Genomic DNA, 17,479 nt, shown 5'->3' with positions numbered 1-17,479 from the left:
ATTTCTGTGTTCTCCTTGTAAAAAATCTGTGTCCTCTGCGGTTAATAACGTAATGCCTTTTTTAAAATTAAAATCTTTCTGAAATTTCCGCATGCAGACTTTAACAGATCTATTTTTAGAAAATTCTCAAAAGTATCCTCCAAATAAAAAAATATTCTTCACAAAAGAAGACAACGGCTCATATTCTTCCATAGATTATAAAGCTTTCACGGAAAATATTTCCTCGCTTATTCATTTTTTCAGTTTTAATAATCTTAAAAGGGGAGACAAAGTTGCTATTCTATCGGATAACAGATATGAATGGGCATCGGTTGATTTTGCATGTATGTTTTCAGAGCTAATCTCAGTCCCGACTTACGTTTCGTTAAATCCCGAACAGATAAAATATATTCTCAACGACGCAGAAGTAAAAATAATTTTTGTGATGAATAAATTTCTTCTGGATAAGATAAATAAGATTAAAAATGAAGTGCCCTCGTTACAAATGGTTGTTTCATTTAATAAACTTCCGGAGGAATATATTGCTCCCGATACAATTAATTATGAAACAATCAGAAAAAATTTTGCAGCTAATGAGGATTTAAAAAAACTTTCTTCTCAGATTTCTGAAAATGAATTGCTCACTATTATATATACTTCCGGTACTACAGGAAATCCCAAGGGAGTAATGCTCTCACACAAAAATGTTTATACAAATATAAAAGCCTGCACAAAAGTATTGCAGATAAATGAGCAGGATAGATTTCTTTCCTTCCTGCCATATTGTCATGCGTATGAAAGAACGGCAGGATATTATCTTGCTTTTTTCAGCGGAGCGGAGATTTACTTTGCAAAAAACATTGATACGATTTCAGCACAGATGCCTGAAGTAAAACCTACTATAATGATATGCGTTCCGCGCCTGCTTGAAAAAATGTATGTGAAAATTTCAGATAGTCCTAATTCACTAACCGGATTTAAAAAGAAAATATCTGCATGGGCAATAAATATGGCTCATCTTCGTGAAGTCAAGCCGCATTCTATTAAATGGAATATTGCATATAAGTTAGTTTATTCAAAAATTGCTGCTAAGACAGGAGGAGCATTAAGACTTATGTGCTCGGGCGGCGGTGCGCTGAATAAAAATATCTCAGAGTTTTTTATTTATATGGGAATAACCGTAATTGAAGGTTACGGAATGACGGAACACTCACCTGTGATTTCAGTAAATCCGCCTGAGAAAAATAAGCCCGGTACAGTTGGTCCCTCTTTAAACGGAGTAGAAACAAAAATTGCAGATGACGGTGAAATACTTGTAAAGAGTGAATCCATCATGGAAGGTTACTACAAACATCCGAAAGAGACTTGTGATACTATTATTGACGGCTGGCTTCATACGGGAGATATAGGAGTAATGGATAGCGAAGGATATATAAAAATCACGGACAGAAAAAAAGAATTGTTCAAAACTTCAGGAGGGAAGTACATTGCTCCTGCACAAATTGAAGAAATACTTAAGCAGCTTAATTATATAGAGCAGATTCTTATAATCGGAAACGAAAGAATGTATGTGACATCTTTAATTGTCCCGCAGATTGAGCATTTGAAAATGCTGGCTTCAAAATTAAAAGTTGATTTTAAAGATGAGAAAGAACTTCATTCAAATAAAGAAATTTTAAAAGAGATAGAAAAAGATATCAATTCAGTCCAAAAAAACTTAGCAACTTATGAAAAAGTAAGAAAATTTGCTTTGCTGGAGAAACCATTTACTATAGAAGATAATGAGTTAACCCCTACATTAAAGATAAAAAGAAGGATAGTTGAAGAAAAGTATAAGGATTTGATTGAAAAAATGTATAAAACTTCATAAAAAATATTACTATAACGTAATTTTGCCTAAAAAAAATTGGAAAAAAAGTATATATTGTAAACTATGATTGAATCCTATATTCCAATAATGATAATCCTATTTATTTCATTAGGATTTGCAGTTGTTAATGTTAATATGTCCTGGTTAGTGGGACCTACCCGTCCTAACAGAGAAAAACTTTCAACTTATGAAAGCGGAATGGAGCCGGTTGGTTCTGCCAGAGACAAATTTTCAGTGAAGTACTACATGGTTTCTGTTCTGTTTATATTGTTTGATATAGAAGTTGTTTTTCTGTATCCATGGGCTGTGTCGTTCGTGAACTTTGAACCTGCTAAAATGGTTTATTCTTTTATAAGTGTAATTGTTTTCGTAGTAATACTTTTTATAGGGTACTTCTACGTTATTAAAAAAGGGGCTTTAAAATGGGATTAGAAGAAAGACTTTCCAATGACGGATTTGTAACATCCAAAATAGATGAATTAATTAAATGGGGAAGAAAGAATGCTCTATGGCCAATGCCGATGGGTATATCATGCTGTGCTATTGAAATGATGGCAGTGGCGGGTCCAAGATTTGATATTTCAAGATTCGGTTCAGAGGTATTCAGATTTTCTCCAAGACAGTCTGATGTAATGATAGTAGCCGGAACAGTAACATATAAAATGGCAAAAGTAGTAAGAAAGATTTACGACCAGATGCCTGACCCGAAATGGGTTATTGCAATGGGCGCTTGTACATCTTCTGGCGGAATGTACAGAACATATTCTGTAGTTCAGGGCATTGATCAGTTTTTACCTGTTGACGTGTACGTTGCAGGATGCCCCCCACGACCTGATAATTTATTGAACGCTTTAATAAAGATTCAGGAAAAAGTCGGTTCCAAAGATACAAGTTCATTTTCTTATAACTAAAAAAACTACAATGAAAAAAGCACTCTACTCCCTCTTCTTAATGTTGTTCGTAATAAGTTTTTCACAAACATCGTTTGCGCAGATAAAGTTGCAGGAAGGTTTCGAAACCACTGATACAATTCCGGGCGCTCTTCCAAGCGGCTGGTCCCTCTGGAACCATGCAAATTTTCCTATTGACCCAACGGGAAACTGGACAGTCAGAGACTCAGGTCATTCTATGCCAGGTTTATCTAATGCTCTTTCAAAATCACATTCAGGCAAGAGATCTATGGGTGCTACATGGTATGCTGCAATAGATACCAATGCAGGAACTTACGAAGTTTCAGATGCATGGTTAGTAACAAAAAGAGTAGACGTGACTGCCGGAGATTCGTTAAGATTCTTTGTATCCGGCGGTTCAGCATCTTATCTTGATAGTATGCAAGTTTGGGTATGTATTATTGATTCCATGCCTGAAAATTTTCTATTTTTCCCTAGTTATAAATTAGCCTCTATTTCTTTCCCTGCCGGCTCGACTTATGGTCAGTTTGTAAGAAAAGCATATAGCTTAAACTTCATAGCCGGTCAGACTGCCTGGGTAGGTTTCAGATATTATACAGATGCTGCTGTTGACGGTTTCGCAGTATATTTAGATGACGTTATGATTGGAAGCCCGAACGTTGGTGTAACACCAACAAATTCAAATGTCCCGGATAAATTTGCTCTTGAGCAAAATTATCCTAATCCTTTCAACCCAACTACTAACATTAAATTCAGCTTACCAAAAGCAAGTAATGTTCAGTTGATAATTTACAATTCGATGGGTCAGGAAGTAAAGAGCTTAATGAACGAGTACAAATCTGCCGGTTCTTATAGTGTAGATTTCAATGCTTCAAATTTAGCCAGTGGTACCTATTTCTATAAAATCATTACAAGTGATTTCACCGAAACAAAGAAAATGACTTTAGTAAAATAATTATTCACCTAAAGCCCGCTGAAATATGCGGGCTTTCTTTTCTATATGACTGAACAAAGACTTAATACCCTAAAAGAAAAACTCAGTAATTTTAATCTTCAGTACACCGATGTAAATGGAACGCCTTCCATTACAATTCCAAATGAAAATCTTCTAGATGTCTGCAATATTTTAAAGCAGGATTTACAATTTGATCAGTGCAGAGATGCAGTCGGCGTTGACCGCTTCACTAAAAAGAACAGATTTGAGATTATTTATAATCTTTATTCTATTCCTTTTAAAGAAAGACTATTTATCAGAGTTGAAATTGACGGAAAAAATCCCGAATCACAATCGCTGACATCAGTTTGGGCTTCAACAAACTGGTACGAAAGAGAAGCATATGATATGATCGGAATAAAATTCACAGGACATCCTGACTTAAGAAGAGTTTATATGCCGGAAGATTATGAATATTTCCCGCTAAGAAAAGATTTTCCTTTGATGGGAATCGAAGGCTCAATACCTTTACCTAACAAATAATTTACTTGTCCACACAAGAATAGTATTATTAATTATTCATTACTAATTATTAATTGAATAAATGTCTCACACGATTTATAAAGATTTACAAGACGAGAAAAAAGATATTAAGAAAACGCAGATTTTACAGGCGTTGGAATCAGAAGACTTAAGCGCGACTTTTGACGATGCGTTAGATAATGAAATGGTGCTTAACATGGGTCCGCAGCATCCTGCAACTCACGGAGTATTGCGTTTGCTTCTCAGTCTCGATGGAGAAACCGTAAAAAAATGCGTACCTGAGCTTGGCTATCTTCACAGAGGATATGAAAAGCTTGCAGAAGCATCAACCTACCATGAGTTTATTCCTCATACAGACAGATTAGATTACCTTCAGCCCATGGCAAACAATGTTGCTTATGCGCAGGCTGTTGAAAAGTTAATCCACCTTGAAATTCCTGAAAGAGGAAAATATATCAGAACCCTTATCTCCGAGCTTGCAAGAATTCAATCGCATCTCCTTGCATTCGGCGCGATGGTTATGGATATCGGAGCATTAACTCCGTTCCTATGGGCAATCAGAGAAAGAGAAAAAATTCTTGATATGTATGACCTGATTTGCGGAGCAAGATTTACAACTTCATACACACGTATTGGCGGTGTTGCGCAGGATATCTCTGACGAAGCTTTAAGAGGAATAAGAAAATTTATAGATGAATTCAGCGGATACTTACAGGAGTGCCGTGACCTTGTTGAAAGAAATAAAATTTTCATCAACAGAACAGAAGGTATCGGATACATGTCAAAAGAAGATATTATCAACTACGGAATAACGGGACCGACTCTCCGCGCAGCAGGTGTTGAAGCAGATGTAAGAAGAGATAATCCATATTTAGTTTATGACCAGTTAGATTTCAGAATTCCAACATATCCTGATAGCGACTGTCTCGCAAGATATTATGTAAGAGTAGAAGAAATGGTTGAGTCAACAAAGATTGTGAAACAATGTCTTGATAAAATTCCGCAAGGCGCATACAATGCATACGCTACAAAAAAAGTTCTTCCTAAGAAAGAAAGAATTTATACTAAGATGGAAGAGCTTATTCATGACTTTATGATTATCAACTTCGGACCGAATCCTCCTAAAGGGGAGTCATACTCCGCAGTTGAAGCATCAAAAGGTGAACTCGGATTTTATTTTATCAGCGACGGCAGCGGACATCCGTTCCGTACAAAGATCCGCGCTCCAAGTTTCTGTAACTTACAGGCATTGCCTGTAATGATGAAGGACTGCATGATTGCAGATACAGTTGTTATTATTGGCGGTGTTGACCCTGTGATGGGTGAAGCAGATAAGTAATGCTGCAAAAAATTCTGCAAAAAATGCGGATAAATAAATTTTACAATTCTCACAATTAATTTTTATGTTCGAAAATATTTCAAATCATTTGTTCAATAGCGAAGAGTTAAAAACTGTAGAAAAGCATATTTCCAAATACCCTACAAAGATGTCGGCAATCATGCCCGTGCTTTGGATGGTACAGGAAAAAGAAGGATGGATTTCAACCGATAACATGAAGTACGTCGGCCAGCTTCTTGAGCTCCCATATGAGCACGTGATGGGCGTTGCTACATTTTATACAATGTACTTCAAAAAGCCTGTAGGAAAATATCATCTGCAGATATGCACAAATGTGTCGTGCATGCTTTGCGGCGGAACTGAACTTTTCAAATATGTAAGCGATAAGCTCGGTATAAAAAATAAAGAAGTTACTTCCGACGGAATTTTTTCTATTGAAGAAGTTGAGTGTCTCGGTTCATGCGGAACAGCTCCTATGCTTCAGGTAAATAATAAAGAGTATTATGAAAATCTCACTCTGCCTCAGGTAGATGAGCTGATTTCAAAATTCAGAAGCGAAGCTTCAAAAAACTAATACCGTAATCATTTCTTTTTGCAAAAAAGTTTACACAAAAGTTTAATATGGTTAAATTAATATTAAAAGATATTCCTGATTTTCACAAGATAGACGTTTATGAAAAAAACGGCGGCTACCAGACTTTGAAAAAAGCTCTCGGTATGTCCCAGCAGGAAATAGTTGATGAAGTTAAGAAATCGAATTTAAAAGGCAGAGGCGGCGCATGCTTTCCAACAGGATTAAAATGGTCATTCCTCGCAAAGAACGATAAGCCGAAATATCTTATCTGCAACGGCGATGAATCAGAGCCGGGCAGCTTTAAGGATAGAGAAATATTTGAAAAGAATCCGCATCAGTTTTTAGAAGGAGTTTTGATTTCATCATACGCTCTTGGAGTTAAAGATGCATATGTTTACATCAGAGGTGAATACTGGAGATGGATAAACATGATGGAAGTCGCATTAGCAGATGCTTACAAAAAAGGATATGTTGGTAAAAATATTTTCGGAACAGATTTCTCAGTTAACATTCATATACATAGCGGAGCAGGAGCATACATCTGCGGCGAGGAATCTTCAATGATGAACTCACTTGAAGGCAAACGCGCTTATCCGAGAGTAAAACCACCGTTCCCTGCAGTAATCGGTGTATGGGGATGTCCTACAATTATCAATAATATTGAAACACTTTCAAATATACCTGAGATTATAAAAAACGGCGGTGAATGGTTCTCAAAAATCGGAGCGCCTGCACATCCTGGAACATTGTTATTCGGTGTCAGCGGTCATGTAAATAAACCGGGTGTTTATGAACTTGAAACCGGTACACCTTTAATGACCATCATTAATGATGTCTGCGGCGGTGTTAAAAACGGCAAGCAAATTAAAATGGTTATTCCGGGCGGTTCATCAATGCCTCCTCTCACAAGAGAGGAATGTCTTACAATGAAGATGGATAACGAATCATTGAAGGCAATCGGCTCTGCTATAGGTACAGCAGGTGTAATGGTAATGGATGAAGATACGGATTTACTGAAAGTATTAAAAAGAATTACAAAGTTCTATTATCATGAATCATGCGGACAGTGCACTCCTTGCAGAGAGGGCTGCGGCTGGATGCTCAGAGTATTAGATAGAATCGACAGAGGTGAAGGAAGACAGGAAGATCTTGATTTATTAATTTCAGTTGCAGAAAATATCGAAGGAAATACAATCTGCGCTCTAGGTGATGCGGCAGCATGGCCTGTAAAATGGACAATCAGAAAATTCAGAGATGAGTTCGCTGCAAAAATTCCAAAGCACGCAGTTCACATTCCTATTTTGAATAAAGTTCACGGAGTAAGAAACGAAGCTGACGGGTTCAACATCTTAAAGCAGAATAATGAAAATGAAGTTGTAGTGTCATTGATGGGTAAAGTTCAGGAAGATTTGAATGATGAATCGGTTAGATATTCCGGATAAGATTTATCAAATTTTTTTCATACAAATAAAAAGCCATCCCAATAAAATTAGGATGGCTTTTCTTTTATATATAAGTTCTAAGTTTCTTTATTTTACTAAGACCATTTTCTTTGTGTTCAGCAAAATTCCGTTTGAGTATAAAGCATAGAAATAAACTCCGCTGTTCAATGCGCTTGCATCGAATGTAACATTGTAATTTCCTGCGCCTCTTCTTTCGTTAACCAATTCTTTAACTTTTTTTCCTGCCGAGTTGAATACAACAATTTTTACACTTGCATCAACAGGCAAGCTGAATTCAATTCTTGTTACAGGGTTGAAAGGATTAGGATAATTTTGTCCCAATGCATAATCATTAACAATTGATGAAGGGTTGGTAACATTCGTCATTGTTCTTGCCATCTTGATGGATTCCCATGCATTAATTAATCCGTAACCTCTTTGTCTTCCGGGAGCAAATGATGAATCCGCTTTTGTGCACAAAATAGTTTTTATCTGAGCAGGAGTTAAATTATGGTTTGCCTGCAATATCATTGCGCATACACCTGCAGTCATTGGGCAGGAGAATGATGTTCCTGAACCTGTCGTGTATGTTGTAGGAGAACCTGAACCATAACTTGGCATAGCTACATAGTTACCATTTCCAAGTGCACAGATATCTGGTTTTATAGCTCCGAGTGTTGTAAGTCCAACAGATGAAAATGAAGAACGTTTTTTATCTGAGTTTACCGAACCAACGCAGATAACTTTATTACCGTCAGATGGCGCGCCTAAAGTATTGTGTGTTGCATTAAATCCTTCGTTACCGGCTGAGTTAACTACACAGATTCCGATATCAGCCGCGTGATTTGCTCCCTTGGTAATAACTGTGCTGTCTCCGTTCATCCATGTCCAGTCATAAGTATGTGATGAACCGGGATCCATATCAATATATCCCAGTGAACTTGAGATTATATCAGCACCTAAGCCGTCTGCCCACTGAACTGCGGCTATCCAGTTATCTTCTTCAGCAGGAGTTTCGCTTGCTGTATTTTCTGTCTTAGCTAGTAAAAATCTTGAGCGGTATGCAGGTGAAATTAAATTACCCGGCTTATACCCACCGATAAGTGAAAGTGTTTGTGTACCGTGTTCGCCTGTTCCTGTTCCGCCGTTAGCTACATTTGTATCACCGTTTACAAAATCTTTTGTATGCAAGCCTCTTGCTCTTATTGAATCAAAACAGGGATGTCCTAAGTTATCAAATCCGGCATCAAATGATGCAATTACAATTCCTGCTCCGTTGTATCCGCTATCCTGAGCAGTAACTGCATTGATTAACTGCATCTGAGATAAGGATGAACCGTAGCTCATTGAGTTACCGTTATCTAAGTTAGGATTATATTCAACGACAGGTAATTCCTGATTTCTCTGAAACTCTATATCGTCAGCTCTTTTTTTGAACTTTGCTACGAGGTCAACTTTTTTTATGAAATCAAAATTTGTTACTAAATCTATTTGTTCTCTTGTAAGGTAAGTTGATATTGCATTTAGCCAGTCGGATTTTTGTTTTACTTCAACTCCTGCATTTAAAACCTGCTGCAGATAATTGTTGTAAATAGGAATATCCATTTCATTGATAGTTCCTCTGAGTTCTCTTCTTGCTAAGGATTCTTTTGATAAGCTGTTCTTAGCATCCTGTAAAGTGTTTGTTCCTTTATCATTGAAGTAAATCCATACTAAGGATTTTTCGCCTGAGTTTCTTGCGGCAAGCTCGTTATTCAGAAAAAAAGATATTTTTGAATTGTTATGGCTTGTGAAACCGAAGAAAATGTAGGCAATTACAAATATGGTGAATGATGTAATTAGGTACGACTTTTTCATTTCTATTAGTTTTGCTAAAATTACGCGTATTGTTTGCAAAATTCAAACTATTAATATAGAGTAAAACCTTTATACGTATTTATGATAATCTTCAAAATTTGATAATAATTCCTAAAATCTGCATTTATATTGCAAGCCCTGATTCCCAACGTCCCCGTTGGGAATTCATTCCGTTATGAACGGGTACCGTATCAAGTGCGGGACAAGTTATTGATAACGAGCGTACTGAATAAAATCTCCCTTTATATATCCATTATGTTTGGATATTTTTAGAATAATCAAATTTTTTTCAGATGCATAAATATCTCATCCTGTTCTTATTTCTATTTACAAATGCCTTCTCACAATGGTCAAATAATACAGCGGTAAATAATCCGTTAGTCATTGCTCCTTTTAATCAGCTTGGAGCGAAATGTATCTCCGACGGAAACGACGGAATGATTATTGTCTGGGAAGATAACAGAACACAGTCTTCAGGTAACAGAGATGTTTACGCTCAGCGTGTAAATAAATTTGGAGTAAGAGTCTGGGGAGATTCTACAGGAATTCCTATAGGAGTAAAAATAAATGAAGATGAAAGATATTACGATATCTGTACTGACGGCAAAGGCGGAGCAATAATAGTTTGGGATGATAATATTGTTTCAGCTAGAACAATTCTCAAGGGGCAAAGAATATCCAGCGCTGGCGCAAAATTATGGAGCGATACAGGCAAAGTAATTGTAAACGACGGCAACAGACAATCACAGGCAAAAATTTGCGCCGATAACGCAGGCGGATGTTACATAGCGTACCTGACGAGTGAAATTAGCTCTTCAGATTACGAAGTAAAAGCAAACAGATTAGACAGCAACGGAAATAAAATGTGGACTAACGGAGTATGGGTTTCGCAGCAGGACGGAAATGCATCAGAAATAGAAGGATGCACAACATCAGATAACGGATTTTTTGTAGTATGGGGAGACCCGCGGAATTCAAAAATTACATGGAACGATTTATACTGTCAAAAGATTGGTCCATCGGGAAATGCTGTATGGCAGGTAAACGGAATACCGCTCTGCACATCAAATTACACTCAGCAATACGAAAGATGCATTGCAGATAATTCGGGCGGAGCATTTATAGTATGGAACGATAACAGAAATTCGGATTCTATTACAACCCGCGTAGATATATTTTGTCAGAGGATGAACAGTACAGGTACACCTGTTTTCGGAACAAACGGTAAAGCAATCTGTACAGCTGTTGAATCACAATACAGACCTGATCCTGTAACCGATATGAAAGGCGGAGTAATTGTTAACTGGAATGATTTCAGAAACGGACCTTCGTCTCCGTTTAACATTGATATTTATGCTCAGAGATTTGATTCGCTCGGAAATATGAAATGGACAGCGGACGGGAAACAAATCTGTGATGCTCCGTTATCTCAAAATAATAACAGGGGAATATCGGATGGAAATTTTGGTTCTATAATTACATGGGATGACAGAAGAGCCGGCACATCAATATATGATATTTATGCGCAGAGAATTGATTCGAACGGAAATTTATTATGGAGCGCAGATGATATTCTCGTAAGCAACGCAGCCGGAAATCAATACAGTCCTAAAATTGTTAAAACAAATGACGGAGCAATTATATGCTTTGAAGATACGCGTACAGGACTTAGTGATTACAACTTATACACAATGAAAATTCTGAATAACGGGGGACTTGTCGGTGTGAATTCTTCTTCATATGAAGTCGTAAATAATTTTTCGTTGAAGCAAAATTACCCGAATCCGTTCAATCCGGTTACAACAATAAAATACGAATTAAAAAATTCCGCATACATTCAGCTAAAAATTTATGATGTTCTTGGAAGTGAAGTTGCGCAGTTAGTTAATGAAAAACAAAGCAGCGGAGCATATGAAATTAAATTCGACGGCTCATCACTTTCAAGCGGAGTTTACTTCTATAAGTTAATTTCAAATGATTTTTCAGAAGTACGTTCAATGATATTAATTAAATAAATTTACTGACCGCCCCCTCAGTCCCCCTCCTTAGCAAGGAGGGGGAAGGGGGTGGTTTGAACACAATTATTTCCCAGTAATACGTTCAATGATATTATTAAAGTAAATGAAATCCAAAATTATAAAATGAAATCAAAATTATTTTTACTCTTAACATTTATAATCTTTGTCGGATTTGTTCCAAGGGACGGCACCAATCCTGAAATATCCAAAGACGATATAATAAAACATATAAAATATCTTGCATCAGATGAGCTTGAAGGAAGATTCCCGGGCACAAATGGTGACAAACTTGCCGAGAAATATATTTTAAAAGAGTTTGAATCCTACGGAATAAAACCTGCAGGAGAGAAAGGATATCTTGAACCGTTTGAAATGGTTACTGAGCTGAAGCTCGGCGAAAAAAATTATTTCAACACTACAATGAACGGCGCAACGACAAGATATCAGGAAGGGCATGAGTATGTTCCTTACGGATTCTCAGAGAGCAAAGTCGCAAGCGGCGAATTGGTTTTTGTCGGATACGGAATTACCGCTACTGAACTCGGTTACGATGACTATAAAGATAAAGACGGAAATGTAATTGACGTAAAAGGAAAAATTGTTGTAATGATGCGATATACTCCGCCATCGAGCGACCCGCATAACAATCCATTTGCAAAATATGAACAGACAAGATTTAAAATTCTCCCTGCGCGTGAAGGCGGGGCAGCAGGTATGATCTTAATAAGCGGATATGACGGCGACCCCGATGACAAGCTTGCTAAGTTACGTTTTGATAACTCGCTCAGCGGAGCCGGTATTCCTGTCATCAATGCAAAGAGAAGTATCATTGAAGGAATAATGCAGGCTAACGGAATTAATTTAAAAGATGTTGAGAAGGGGATTAACGAATCAGGCAAGCCAAACTCATTTGTTCTCAAAGGAGCAAACGCAGAATTTCTAACCGACGTTATTCAGGAAAAAATTACAACCAATAACATCATCGGTAAAATAGAAGGCTCAGACCCAGTATTAAAAAACGAAGTTGTGTTAATCGGCGCGCATAAAGATCACCTTGGCTACGGCGCGCAATACGGTTCGTTATATGAAGGCAATGACAGACTCATTCACAGCGGAGCAGATGATAATGCTTCAGGAACAAGCGCAGTGCTTGAGCTTGCTCAGAAGTTTGCATCGAATAAAGAGCTTACAAAAAGAACAATGGTGTTTATGTTTTTTAATGGAGAAGAAGCCGGTTTATTAGGCTCGGCATATTTTACGAAGTCAAAACTCTTCACGGATATGAATGTAACTGCTATGATAAATCTTGACATGGTTGGAAGATTATCAGATAACAAGCTTAACATAGGAGGTACAGGAACATCTTCTTTATGGAGCAACCTGATTGACTCAGTAAACAAGACTTACAATTTTAATCTCAATAAAACTCCGGACGGCTTTGGTCCTTCTGACCATGCGTCGTTTTATTCTCAAAACATTCCTGTATTATTTTTCTTCACTGGAAATCATCCTGACTATCACAAACCATCCGATAAATGGGATAAAATAAATTCAGACGGTGAAGAGCAGATTACAAAGATGACATATACGATTGCTCTGACTATGGCAAATTATCCGAGCAAGATTGACTTTATCAAAGTTGTGAACAGCAACGAAGGCAAGACAATGGGTGGAATAAAAGTTTATATCGGAACGATTCCGGATTATTCATCACAGGCAGAAGGAATGGAAATTACGGGAGTGAAGGCCGGCAGCCCTGCAGAAAAGGGAGGCTTGCAAGCGAAGGATGTTATAATAAAATTCGGCAAACACGATATAAAAAATGTTTATGATTACACTTATGCTTTAGCAGAATACAAACCTAACGAAGAAGTTGAAATTGTTGTGAAGAGAAACGGTGAAACGGTTACGTTGAAGGTTGTGTGCGGAAGCCGATAATAGTTAGTCGTTGTTTGTTATTTGTTGGTCGTTAATCAAAAATATTTTTGTCCTCCCCCTCCTTACTAAGGAGGGGGGAGGGGGTGGTTATAAAAAGAAAGACCTGTCAGGTTTTAATCCTGACAAGTCTTTTTTTTTAAATTGGATTCCCGCTTTCGCGGGAATGACATGAAAAAGGTTTAGAAATTATCCAGCGCGAAATCTATATGCCAGCGGCTGTCGTTTATATTGTTCAGTCTCATTGCTAAGTTCACTCTGAAGATATCAAGTATTCTTGCAACGCCTCCTCCGATTTCTAAGTAAGTACCATCAGTCTGAAGAAAATTCTTCCACGAAGCCAGCTGATAATTGTTATTGCTTATTTCCATCTTGTCTGCGTTTACGAATGCAATGAAATCAAAATTTTTCAGAATTGGTACATTGCCGAAAATAAATTTTCCGAAATTGTTCTCTATGTTTACGAAATAAGATTTATCTCCGAGAAATTCCTGATATCTTAACGCTTTGAATCCAAGTCCGCCGCCCGCTAAACCCGGGTCAGTATTGAAAAACATTAAGCTCTGATACGGAATATCTCCTGTGCCGTACTCTGCGCCGACTCTGTATTTTAAATTTAATAGCGAGTTCAGATAATTACTTCCGCTGATAACTGCTTTGAACTTTCTGTATTCATAAGTGCTTCCGATGTCTTTCGGAGAATACTGAAAACCTAAATCAAGATAAGGAAATCTTGTATCTGTAAATCTCGAAACATTTCCGTCTCCGTAATCTATAAATTTATATTTGTTCGGGTCTAAGCGTAAGTTAACTCCTATTACTCTCTGGAATGCATCGTTTATCGGCGGATTCGTTCTGTAAAACTCATCAGGCTTTCTTATGCTCCAGTCAGTATTTTTGTTTGCAGTTGTTTCCTTGCTCTGAAGAAAATTTACTCCAATTCTTATCTGCGGAATGGGAAGATAGTTTAATCCTAAATCATAACCTGTTGAGTAATAATAATCCACTGCGTCGTTCCTGTCAAACCAACTTGTGAGTGTATTGTAAAATCGCCCGAGCCCGCCGTACTCAACATTTGTTGTTTTTAATTTTTGAAATACTGAACCATTAAAGCTTAATGTCCTGTCCTTCAAAAATCTTTGTGAAAATCTTATTTCATATTTTTGTTTTTTATCTGCGAAGCCGTAGCTGTAATTTCCGTCAAGTCCGGTTCTGTTAAAATCACTTCGGTAGTTCAAATTAAAATTCAGTGCGCTGCCTTCTACTCTGTTGAAGTAATAATATTGCAGCGGCTGCGAAGTAACATGCTTGCCGAATTTTAACTGAGTCAATTGAAAAGAAACTTCTTTATCTTTTTTCTTCTCATCTTTTTCAATATCTCTGAACGCTTTATTCTCTTCAGGCGTTGAGCTTATCAGCTGCTTCTGAGAGAAATATACAGAATCCTTTTTTGCATTCGGTAATACTTGAACGACCGTTTCATTAAAAATTCCGTCAGGGATTTTTTCGTTCAGAGTATAATTTGAGACGATTGAGTTTGCGTTCCCAGCAAATTTTACAAATCCGAGAAACGAGCCTTCAAACTCAATCTGATTATCTGTCGGCAGCCAATATGATTTATTCTGCTTATCTTTATAGTTGGAAAACTTCTGAAAGAACCTTATGTTATCAATTGCTCTCAGCTTCGCTGCATCATTGTTTGTCAGATCAACTTTTACCAGAGCAAAGTCTCCGTCAAGTACATATAAAATTCCTTTAAGCTGAGGGAATATGTTTGAGTTGTTAGTCATCTCAATTTTGAAAACAGTAGCTGTATCCAGAGTTGTTGTTCCGAGCAGTTTATATTCGTAGTTGTCGAAGGCATTATCAGCCACAGGTCCGGGGACTTTGAACTCATCGAAATCAAGTTTCTCATCATAAAAATTTACAATTAAAGGAATTGCAAAGCCGCGTGTAATATTCGCCGTTTCTCTTTTTGATTTTACTATTTCTTTGTACTGGTCAGGTCTGCGGAAATATCCTTTTGTTTCCGATTCCAGAATTCCGAATATACCCAGCTTCTTTTTATCTGTTGTTGTGTCATTTACTTTATCACTTTTTTTATCTGCCACACTTTGGTTTGAACGTATAACGAATTTTGAATAAGCATCGTATTCATATTGCTTTAAGTTTTCCTGAAAGCTTTTCTTAGTTTTGATAACTTTCCTTATAATTTCATAAGCGGGGTCTTCTCCCAGAACTTCAATCTGTTCTGTAAAAACTCCCGAAGGGTCCATATAAATATCTTTTTTTATATCTTCATTGTAAACTTCAACATCTTCCGTAGAAGTTTTATATCCGATGTAAGAATAAATAATTTTATACTTGCCGGGGTTTAAAGCAATAAAGTAATTTCCGTCTTTATCGGAGATGGTTCCGTAAGTTGTATCGGCAACTTTGATAGTTACGTACTCAAGACCTTTATTATTTTTAGTATCTACGATTTTTCCGGAAACCTTATAGCTCTGCGCAAAAGACATTCCTGAAAAAAGAAAAAGAAATGCTATTGAAAGTAATTTCATCTGGTATAAATTCATTTAATTTGGGGTTAAGAGTTTTACAATATGAGGCTTCTGCAGGAAATTTAAAACGGATTAAGCTGTACTCATGTGTACTCTTGTATACTCCGTTTTGGATAAAAAGTTATAATCTCCCTATTAGTAGTATTAGGAAGTAACAAATTGAAATAAATATTTAACTAATGTATATTATATATAGAGTAATTGAGAAGGTAACTATATACTAGTTGGGACAAGAACCAAAAATTCCTCCCTTGAGGGAGGTGGCTCGTGAAGCGCGACGGTGGGTGTTTGTTAAAACACCCCTCCCGACCTGCGGTCGGACTCCCCTTAAGGGGAGAATTAGTTTGTCCCAACACATATATAGTTACCGTTGAGAAGGGGGTGATGATTCCATTTTGCAGAATCCGACTATTTTCCGACCAAAATCCGACTTAATTTGAAACTTGAAACTCGTAACTTGAAACTGATCAGAACTATCTTTCAACTTTCTAATAAAATCATTAGATTTATTGCCAATTTCAGATTAACCTTCTCTAATATGAAAAAAATAATTACAATTTTATTTCTATTTGTAATAACTTCTGTAACATTTTCCCAGTATAAGCTTGCTCAGAATTTTGAAACCACTAATCCCGGCTCACTTCCGAGCGGCTGGACAAGATACAACAGAGCAGCATTCCCTATATATAGTGCATCTAACTGGACGGTAAGGGATTCCGGCTCTACAGTTTTTCAGGTAAATTCACAGTTTAAGACAAAATCAAGAAGCGGGAAGCGTTCTATCGGAGTAACATGGTACTCTTCAGTAGATTCAACGGGTAATAATATTGTGCATATTTCTGATGCGTGGCTGGTAACTCCAAGATTTGCAACATCTAATGATTCAATTTCTTTTTATGCTACCGGTGGCTCTCAAGCATACGTGGACAGCATGCAGGTCTGGGTAAATACAACCAACACTTTGCCTGAAAATTTTACTGTGAAGCTTGGAACCATTAAATGGCTCCTTGGCTCAACATACGGTCAATTTCAGAGATACAGATATAGCCTCTCTCAGTTCACCGGGCAGAACATTGCAATCGGTTTCAGGTATTTTATGAATCTTCAGGATGCGAACGGCTTATTTGTACAGCTTGATGATATTTATGTAGGCGGCTCAGTAGGCATTCAAAATATTTCTGCAGATATACCGCGCTCATATAAACTATCTCAGAATTATCCGAATCCGTTTAACCCTGTTACTAATATTGCTTTCGATATTCCTCAGAATACTTTTGCCACAATAAGAGTTTTTGACATGCTTGGCAGAGAAGTGGGATTGCTTGTAAATGAAAATTTAGAAGCCGGCTCTTATAAGGTTAACTTTGATGCATCAGCATTATCTTCGGGCACGTATTTTTATAGTCTTACAACTTCCAATTTTCATCAGACAAAAAAACTGACGGTTATAAAATAAATTTTAAAAATTTTTATCTATATTTAATCTAATTAATATAAAATAACGTAGTAAGAACAC

At 37.0% G+C, this 17,479-nt stretch carries 13 protein-coding genes; 11 read left to right on the top strand and 2 right to left on the bottom strand.

Annotated elements, in window-relative coordinates; genetic code table 11:
• Nucleotides 1–91: 91 nt before the first annotated feature.
• From JST55_03060 to nuoF, 8 genes are all read left to right on the top strand, one after another.
• Nucleotides 92–1,849, top strand: coding sequence for a long-chain fatty acid--CoA ligase (locus JST55_03060; protein ID MBS1492461.1), 1,758 nt, complete (start codon nt 92–94; stop codon nt 1,847–1,849).
• A 63-nt stretch (nt 1,850–1,912) separates the two neighbouring features.
• A complete protein-coding gene (gene ndhC, locus JST55_03055; protein ID MBS1492460.1) occupies nt 1,913–2,281 on the top strand; it encodes an NADH-quinone oxidoreductase subunit A in 369 nt (122 codons plus the stop codon).
• On the top strand, nt 2,272–2,760 hold the full coding sequence (locus JST55_03050) for an NADH-quinone oxidoreductase subunit B (GenBank protein ID MBS1492459.1): 489 nt from the start codon (nt 2,272–2,274) through the stop codon (nt 2,758–2,760). Before ndhC ends, JST55_03050 begins: the two co-directional genes overlap by 10 nt.
• 10 nt (nt 2,761–2,770) lie before the next feature.
• Entirely contained in the window at nt 2,771–3,715 is a 945-nt protein-coding gene (locus JST55_03045; protein MBS1492458.1) for a T9SS type A sorting domain-containing protein, read from the top strand.
• Nucleotides 3,716–3,760: 45 nt separating this feature from the next.
• A complete protein-coding gene (locus tag JST55_03040) occupies nt 3,761–4,237 on the top strand; it encodes an NADH-quinone oxidoreductase subunit C (protein ID MBS1492457.1) in 477 nt (158 codons plus the stop codon).
• Nucleotides 4,238–4,298: 61 nt separating this feature from the next.
• On the top strand, nt 4,299–5,576 hold the full coding sequence (nuoD, locus tag JST55_03035) for an NADH dehydrogenase (quinone) subunit D (protein MBS1492456.1): 1,278 nt from the start codon (nt 4,299–4,301) through the stop codon (nt 5,574–5,576).
• A gap of 64 nt (nt 5,577–5,640) precedes the next feature.
• Nucleotides 5,641–6,150, top strand: a complete 510-nt coding sequence (locus JST55_03030) for an NAD(P)H-dependent oxidoreductase subunit E (GenBank protein ID MBS1492455.1) — start codon at nt 5,641–5,643, stop codon at nt 6,148–6,150.
• A 47-nt stretch (nt 6,151–6,197) separates the two neighbouring features.
• Nucleotides 6,198–7,592, top strand: coding sequence for an NADH-quinone oxidoreductase subunit NuoF (gene nuoF, locus JST55_03025; GenBank protein MBS1492454.1), 1,395 nt, complete (start codon nt 6,198–6,200; stop codon nt 7,590–7,592).
• 87 nt (nt 7,593–7,679) lie between these two features.
• Here the strand turns inward: nuoF and JST55_03020 are convergent, their stop codons facing one another.
• Nucleotides 7,680–9,449, bottom strand: a complete 1,770-nt coding sequence (locus tag JST55_03020) for a S8 family peptidase (protein MBS1492453.1) — start codon at nt 9,447–9,449, stop codon at nt 7,680–7,682.
• A 293-nt stretch (nt 9,450–9,742) separates the two neighbouring features.
• Between JST55_03020 and JST55_03015 the strand changes: the two genes are divergently transcribed.
• Together JST55_03015 and JST55_03010 are read left to right on the top strand one after the other, a co-directional pair.
• Nucleotides 9,743–11,464: a T9SS type A sorting domain-containing protein gene (locus JST55_03015; protein ID MBS1492452.1), complete on the top strand. Its 1,722-nt coding sequence runs from the start codon at nt 9,743–9,745 to the stop codon at nt 11,462–11,464.
• 126 nt (nt 11,465–11,590) lie between these two features.
• Nucleotides 11,591–13,405, top strand: a complete 1,815-nt coding sequence (locus JST55_03010) for a M20/M25/M40 family metallo-hydrolase (protein MBS1492451.1) — start codon at nt 11,591–11,593, stop codon at nt 13,403–13,405.
• Between the two features lie 179 nt (nt 13,406–13,584).
• Here JST55_03010 and JST55_03005 read toward each other — a convergent pair whose 3' ends face one another.
• A complete protein-coding gene (locus JST55_03005) occupies nt 13,585–15,963 on the bottom strand; it encodes a carboxypeptidase-like regulatory domain-containing protein (protein ID MBS1492450.1) in 2,379 nt (792 codons plus the stop codon).
• Nucleotides 15,964–16,501: 538 nt separating this feature from the next.
• Here JST55_03005 and JST55_03000 point away from each other — a divergent pair.
• Nucleotides 16,502–17,419: a T9SS type A sorting domain-containing protein gene (locus tag JST55_03000; GenBank protein MBS1492449.1), complete on the top strand. Its 918-nt coding sequence runs from the start codon at nt 16,502–16,504 to the stop codon at nt 17,417–17,419.
• Nucleotides 17,420–17,479 lie beyond the last annotated feature (60 nt).

It is taken from the genome of Bacteroidota bacterium (assembly GCA_018266835.1).
Lineage (GTDB): Bacteria > Bacteroidota > Ignavibacteria > Tepidaquicellales > Tepidaquicellaceae > JAFDZO01.
This window is presented reverse-complemented; position numbering and strand designations above follow the sequence as displayed.

Coding starts and splice junctions, on each gene's coding strand:
- JST55_03060 (MBS1492461.1), top strand. CDS start 92: ATGCAGACTTTAACAGATCTATTTTTAGAAAATTCTCAAAAGTATCCT.
- ndhC (MBS1492460.1), top strand. CDS start 1,913: ATGATTGAATCCTATATTCCAATAATGATAATCCTATTTATTTCATTA.
- JST55_03050 (MBS1492459.1), top strand. CDS start 2,272: ATGGGATTAGAAGAAAGACTTTCCAATGACGGATTTGTAACATCCAAA.
- JST55_03045 (MBS1492458.1), top strand. CDS start 2,771: ATGAAAAAAGCACTCTACTCCCTCTTCTTAATGTTGTTCGTAATAAGT.
- JST55_03040 (MBS1492457.1), top strand. CDS start 3,761: ATGACTGAACAAAGACTTAATACCCTAAAAGAAAAACTCAGTAATTTT.
- nuoD (MBS1492456.1), top strand. CDS start 4,299: ATGTCTCACACGATTTATAAAGATTTACAAGACGAGAAAAAAGATATT.
- JST55_03030 (MBS1492455.1), top strand. CDS start 5,641: ATGTTCGAAAATATTTCAAATCATTTGTTCAATAGCGAAGAGTTAAAA.
- nuoF (MBS1492454.1), top strand. CDS start 6,198: ATGGTTAAATTAATATTAAAAGATATTCCTGATTTTCACAAGATAGAC.
- JST55_03020 (MBS1492453.1), bottom strand. CDS start 9,449: ATGAAAAAGTCGTACCTAATTACATCATTCACCATATTTGTAATTGCC.
- JST55_03015 (MBS1492452.1), top strand. CDS start 9,743: ATGCATAAATATCTCATCCTGTTCTTATTTCTATTTACAAATGCCTTC.
- JST55_03010 (MBS1492451.1), top strand. CDS start 11,591: ATGAAATCAAAATTATTTTTACTCTTAACATTTATAATCTTTGTCGGA.
- JST55_03005 (MBS1492450.1), bottom strand. CDS start 15,963: ATGAAATTACTTTCAATAGCATTTCTTTTTCTTTTTTCAGGAATGTCT.
- JST55_03000 (MBS1492449.1), top strand. CDS start 16,502: ATGAAAAAAATAATTACAATTTTATTTCTATTTGTAATAACTTCTGTA.